At 55.8% G+C, this 4,989-nt stretch carries 5 protein-coding genes; 3 read left to right on the top strand and 2 right to left on the bottom strand.

Translation table 11 applies throughout. The annotated features are described in order from the left end of the window. Window positions 1-280 precede the first annotated feature (280 nt). Window positions 281-1,102 carry an alpha/beta fold hydrolase gene (locus LC354_RS26235; protein ID WP_223428907.1) on the bottom strand — a complete coding sequence of 274 codons (822 nt, stop codon included), beginning with the start codon at window positions 1,100-1,102 and terminating at the stop codon, window positions 281-283. 8 nt (window positions 1,103-1,110) lie between these two features. Then, window positions 1,111-1,638, bottom strand: a complete 528-nt coding sequence (locus LC354_RS26230; RefSeq protein WP_223428906.1) for a GFA family protein — start codon at window positions 1,636-1,638, stop codon at window positions 1,111-1,113. Window positions 1,639-1,795: 157 nt separating this feature from the next. Between LC354_RS26230 and LC354_RS26225 the strand changes: the two genes are divergently transcribed. The 3 genes from LC354_RS26225 to tsf all read left to right on the top strand — a co-directional run bounded on the left by LC354_RS26225 (window position 1,796) and on the right by tsf (window position 4,813). Continuing rightward, window positions 1,796-2,629, top strand: a complete 834-nt coding sequence (locus LC354_RS26225) for a class I SAM-dependent methyltransferase (RefSeq protein WP_223428905.1) — start codon at window positions 1,796-1,798, stop codon at window positions 2,627-2,629. Between the two features lie 391 nt (window positions 2,630-3,020). Next, window positions 3,021-3,830, top strand: a complete 810-nt coding sequence (gene rpsB / locus LC354_RS26220) for a 30S ribosomal protein S2 (RefSeq protein WP_223428904.1) — start codon at window positions 3,021-3,023, stop codon at window positions 3,828-3,830. Window positions 3,831-3,937: 107 nt separating this feature from the next. After that, complete coding sequence (gene tsf, locus LC354_RS26215; RefSeq protein ID WP_223428903.1) at window positions 3,938-4,813, top strand: translation elongation factor Ts; 876 nt, start codon at window positions 3,938-3,940, stop codon at window positions 4,811-4,813. The last annotated feature ends 176 nt before the right edge of the window (window positions 4,814-4,989 follow it).

Raw genomic sequence — 4,989 nt, 5'->3', positions numbered from 1 at the left:
CCCCACAATCCGCGAAACAAATCCTGACTACGCGCAACCCACGCCACAAGCGCCCCTATCGCGAAGCGATTTAGTGCTTGAGCCCACTTTACCGGTTTCTCGCAGCGCGGCGAAGGTCTGCTTCATCGGTTTTGGCAGATCTCGCAAAACTGGCCATGTGGCGCATGTCCGTCTCGCAATATCCTCCAAGAACGCTGATATGCGGGAACATACCATCTCATTCGCCCCACCAATTGCCACCACTCACAGATCGTCGAGTCTTCCAAACCCAACGTGCCTCTCATGCAAGTGCATCTGCAACTATCGGATTTATCAAATCTGGCTTCGTGAGCGCTGCCATATGACCTCCTTGGTCGATCTGCTTGTGGTTCCACCGGGGGACAGAGGCTTCCATTACCCCACAAATCTCACGAATCGAACGCACCGTGTCATTCGCTGAGATGACGGTCGTTCGATCTGGAAGCCCGGCCTCCCACTCAGCCATCGTAGTGGTTTCGTTCATGACCGCATCCCATTCGTGAAAGTTGGGTTTCAGCGCCTCGGCAAACTTTGACCGTCTTTCGTTCGGCATCGCGTCCCAACTGCCCTTTCCGGTCCAATAGTTCGCAAAGACCTTTGCGGCGGTTTCCCATGACCCGCTTTGACCACTGGCCTTGATCGCATCACGCAGCTTTGTGGCCTCTTTATATCCTTCTAACTTTCCATGCTGTTCGAGCAGGTAAAATGGATTTGGCTCAATCAGCACCAAGCGATCAACCTGATCTTTGTATAGTGCGGCAGCTTTCATCGCGACGCTCCCACCAAAGGAATGTCCGATGATGGACACTGCATCACCATCTTGGGTCAGAAATGGTTCAGCAAGTGACGCTTGGTCTGCCAGGGACTGTGTACGACTATCGGACCATGCCGGGGTCTTGCCATATCCAAACAGGTTGATGGCGACGAGATGGTATCTGTCTGAAAGCATATCCATCAAACTGCGCCATTGCCTAGCTCCGGATACGCTAGAATGGAAGAGGATCACCTTCGGGCCTTGCCCCGCCTCGATAAAGTCGGGTGTTTCAGATATCGCCATGTGGTGCTCCATTCCATTGTCGATCATTCATTGTCTTAGCCCAAACCTGATCCTCGAAGCCGTTCTCGGCTCTTGGCTTGGACCTCATCCGTAACCAGCACGTTCACGTCAAAAATCTGCGGCGTTGCTACGACCCCGTCGGCTTGCCAGTAATGGGCGTCATAGACCGCATATCCGGCTGGTAGGACGGTGCCTTTTGGTGCGGTACTCAAGAAGAAATGCAATGCACTATCATGGGTCCGTTCGAACCAATCCGGTTGATCAAATGTGCCAGAGAAGACGCCGACAGATGTTGGGAACCGATCAAATCGCATATGCGTCTTGGTCCCGCAGTCTTCACAGAAATGAATATGGATGGCTTTGCCGCTCCCTGCGCTGATGTGGTGGTAAACGCGAGGCGTCCCATACAGCAGATGAAACTTGTCGATGTCGAACATCGTCTCGACCAGATACGCACTGCCTGTGGCTCTCTGGCAAAAATAGCAGTGGCAATTGATGATATCATTCGGCGGTCCTTCAACCGCGAATGCAATGTTCCCGCATAGGCAGCGACCTTCGTGCATTACACCTCCATTTTTTCCAGCATATTCTTAGCATGGAATGTTCAATTTGTCCCAATCGATGGTCACCCGCACCGCTGAGAAAAGGCTGATTTGTCCAATTTGAGTGCGTCGTGGTATCGTCAGTATGCCGGTAACATTGGACGACGGAGTGAAACCGATGCCCAAAGGATATGAACACGATACATTCGCAGCGTTGGAAAAGCGGGAGTGGGCAACGCCCGAGGTCGCCCGATCCTATGCGCAGGTCTTTGCGAAAGCGGCAGATATGGTCGTGCCTTATCTTGTTGAAGCTGTGGGAGCCCAATCTGGCATGAGAGCCCTTGATCTGTGTTGCGGACACGGCAATGTGTCGGCTGGATTGATCAAAGCAGGCGCCAAGGTCACAGGTCTCGACTTCTCACCCGCCATGCTGGAGATGGCACGTGCCACTGTGCCGGAGGCTTATTTTGTCGAAGGCGACGCCATGGCTTTGGAATTTGCCGATGGGTCGTTTGATGCAGTCACGATAGGCTTTGGGATGCCACATGTGCCTGATCCACCCAAAGTGCTGGCAGAGGCCCGTCGCGTTCTAAGACCAGGTGGCCGTCTAGCATTCTCGGTCTGGTGTGGACCAGAAGTGGATACCGCTCTCGGCTATGTTTTTGCCGCCATTGGACAGCATGGTCATCGCGATATTTCCTTACCACCTGGGCCTGGTGCAAATGACTTTGCTGATCCCACGATAGCCTTTCCCGTACTGGAGAAGGCTAAATTTACAGATTGCCGTCAATCCACAGTCGCTTCGAGGTGGCAAGTTAGTGACCCCGGCGCGCCTTATGACTTCTTTCTTGAGGGGACGGCCAGAGGCGGTGCTCTGTTGCGCCCACAACCCTCAGCGAATGCGGTAGCTATAAGAGCAGCAGTTGAATCAAGGGTACTGGAAAAGCACGGATCTGGACCTGTATGGGACGTGCCAATTCCAGCAGTCGTGACTGTAGCGACAGCAGTGTAGACAACGTTTGCGATGCGGGTCCTTCATCTAAGCTGACGTCATAGGGCCTGTTTTAGCTGGCAGCTTTGTCCGCAGAGCCGTCACAGGTGCACGCGCAAAAGTCATTTGGCGGATTGCCGAAGGATATCGTTGGTTTTCTTTGCATGCGTGGCTTCGGACGCTGCTCTGACCAAGTGCGACGCGCCGACGCCTGTGTTCCGAAAGGGGCAATGTGAATAGCACGGTGGTTTTGCCGAACCTCCCCTTGCTATCCGCTTCGTCTTGCCATAAAGCGCCCACATTAATCCGCAGTCCGGGGCGGGCAAATGGGGGAGACATCCCCGTAAGTCCACCGGTTGGCGCATCTGCGCTGCACCCCCGGACGAGGCGAAAACCGGAAAAGGAAACGAACATGGCTCTTCCCGAGTTCTCCATGCGCCAATTGCTTGAAGCAGGCGTTCACTTTGGTCACCAGACACAACGCTGGAACCCACGCATGGGTCCCTTCATCTATGGTGCGCGCAACGGCATCCACATCATGGACCTGACGCAAACCGTTCCGATGCTGGATCAGGCGTTGCAAGCGATCCGCGACACCGTCGCCAAAGGCGGTCGTGTGCTGTTCGTCGGCACCAAGCGCCAGGCGGCACAGCCCATCGCGGATGCGGCTGAAAACTGCGCACAGTATTACATGAACCACCGCTGGCTGGGCGGCACGCTGACCAACTGGCAGACCGTGTCCAAATCCATCCAACGCCTGAAGTCGATCGACGAGCAAGCCGAGATCGGTTTCGAAGGTCTGACGAAAAAAGAGCGTCTGGGCATGGAACGCGACCAGGGCAAATTGCAAGCCTCGCTCGGCGGCATCCGCGAAATGGGCGGCCGTCCTGACCTGATCTTTGTCATCGACGTGAAAAAAGAAGCCCTCGCCGTGGCCGAAGCCAACAAGCTGGGCATTCCTGTCGTGGCTGTGGTTGACACCAACTGCTCGCCCGATGGCGTGGACTACATCATCCCCGGCAATGACGACGCGGCACGCGCCATCTCGCTTTATTGCGATCTGGCAGCCCGTGCAGCTCTGGACGGCATGAGTGCACAACTGGGTGCCGCTGGTGTTGATCTGGGTGCGATGGAAGACGCGCCCGTCGAAGAAGTGCTGACCGAAGAGGCCCCCGCAGCGGAAGCCCCTGCCGCAGAAGCCAAAGCACCGACAGAGGCGTAAGCCGGTCGCGATGATGAGACATGCGGCGGTGCAAGCACTGCCGCACCTTTCTTTTGACGACGCATCCGATGGCGTCGCCCAACCTTGTATTTGAGGAGAGCCAAAAAATGGCAATCACAGCAGCAATGGTCAAAGAACTGCGCGACAGCACCGGCGCAGGCATGATGGACGCCAAAAAGGCGCTGACCGAAACCGCAGGCAACATGGACGAAGCCGTTGATTGGCTGCGCACGAAGGGCCTCGCCAAAGCGGCGAAGAAATCCGGTCGCACAGCCGCCGAAGGTCTGGTGGCCGTGCAGGTCGACGGCGGCAAGGGCATCGCCGTCGAAGTGAACTCGGAAACCGACTTTGTCGGCAAGAACGCCGAATTCCAGCAGATGGTCGGTAAGATCGCCAACGCCGCAATGGGCGTCGACGATGTCGAAGCGTTGCGCGCCGCGGACGTAGACGGCAAAACCGTCGAAGCCTTGATCACCGACAAGATCGCCACGATCGGCGAAAACATGTCGCTGCGCCGGATGGCGTTGATCGAAGGTGATACGGTCGTATCCTACGTGCACAACGCGGCCACCCAAGGCATGGGCAAGATTGGCGTTCTGGTCGCCATGACCGGCGGCGACGAAGCCTTTGGCAAACAGGTTGCGATGCACATCGCAGCTGTGAACCCTGCCTCGCTCTCCGAAGATGATCTCGACGCGGCTGTCGTCGAGAAGGAAAAGCAAGTCCAGATGGACATTGCGCGCGAAAGCGGCAAGCCCGAAGCTGTCATCGAAAAGATGATCGTTGGACGGATGAAGAAATTCATGGCCGAAGTGACCCTGCTGAACCAGTCCTTCGTGGTGAACCCTGACCTGACAGTCGGCGCCGCTGCAAAAGAAGCAGGCGCCACGATCACGGGTTTTGCCCGTCTGGAAGTGGGCGAAGGCATCGAAGTCGAGAAAGAAGACTTTGCCGCAGAAGTGGCCAAAGTCGGTCAAAGCTAAGCCTTTCAAAAAGGTTTTCGACATCAGGGGCGCAGCGATGCGCCCCTTTTTTGTTGCCCGACGGAACAGAACAAGCGCCTAGGCAGCACACCCATTAACTCTTGTTTGATTGCATAGTTTTGTGATTCAGTTTCGTTCAAACAACGGGCGGGAGGATACAAGTGGCGCGATCAGAC

The organism is Tateyamaria pelophila (genome assembly GCF_019966495.1).
GTDB classification, from domain to species: Bacteria; Pseudomonadota; Alphaproteobacteria; order Rhodobacterales; family Rhodobacteraceae; genus Tateyamaria; species Tateyamaria pelophila.
The sequence above is the reverse complement of the archived record's forward strand: the minus strand, read 5'-3'. Positions and strand labels throughout refer to the sequence as shown.

Bases quoted from the DNA above. Each gene is read 5' to 3' on its own strand.
- LC354_RS26235 (WP_223428907.1), bottom strand. From the start codon at position 1,102: ATGATCGACAATGGAATGGAGCACCACATGGCGATATCTGAAACACCC.
- rpsB (WP_223428904.1), top strand. From the start codon at position 3,021: ATGGCTCTTCCCGAGTTCTCCATGCGCCAATTGCTTGAAGCAGGCGTT.
- LC354_RS26230 (WP_223428906.1), bottom strand. From the start codon at position 1,638: ATGCACGAAGGTCGCTGCCTATGCGGGAACATTGCATTCGCGGTTGAA.
- LC354_RS26225 (WP_223428905.1), top strand. From the start codon at position 1,796: ATGCCCAAAGGATATGAACACGATACATTCGCAGCGTTGGAAAAGCGG.
- tsf (WP_223428903.1), top strand. From the start codon at position 3,938: ATGGCAATCACAGCAGCAATGGTCAAAGAACTGCGCGACAGCACCGGC.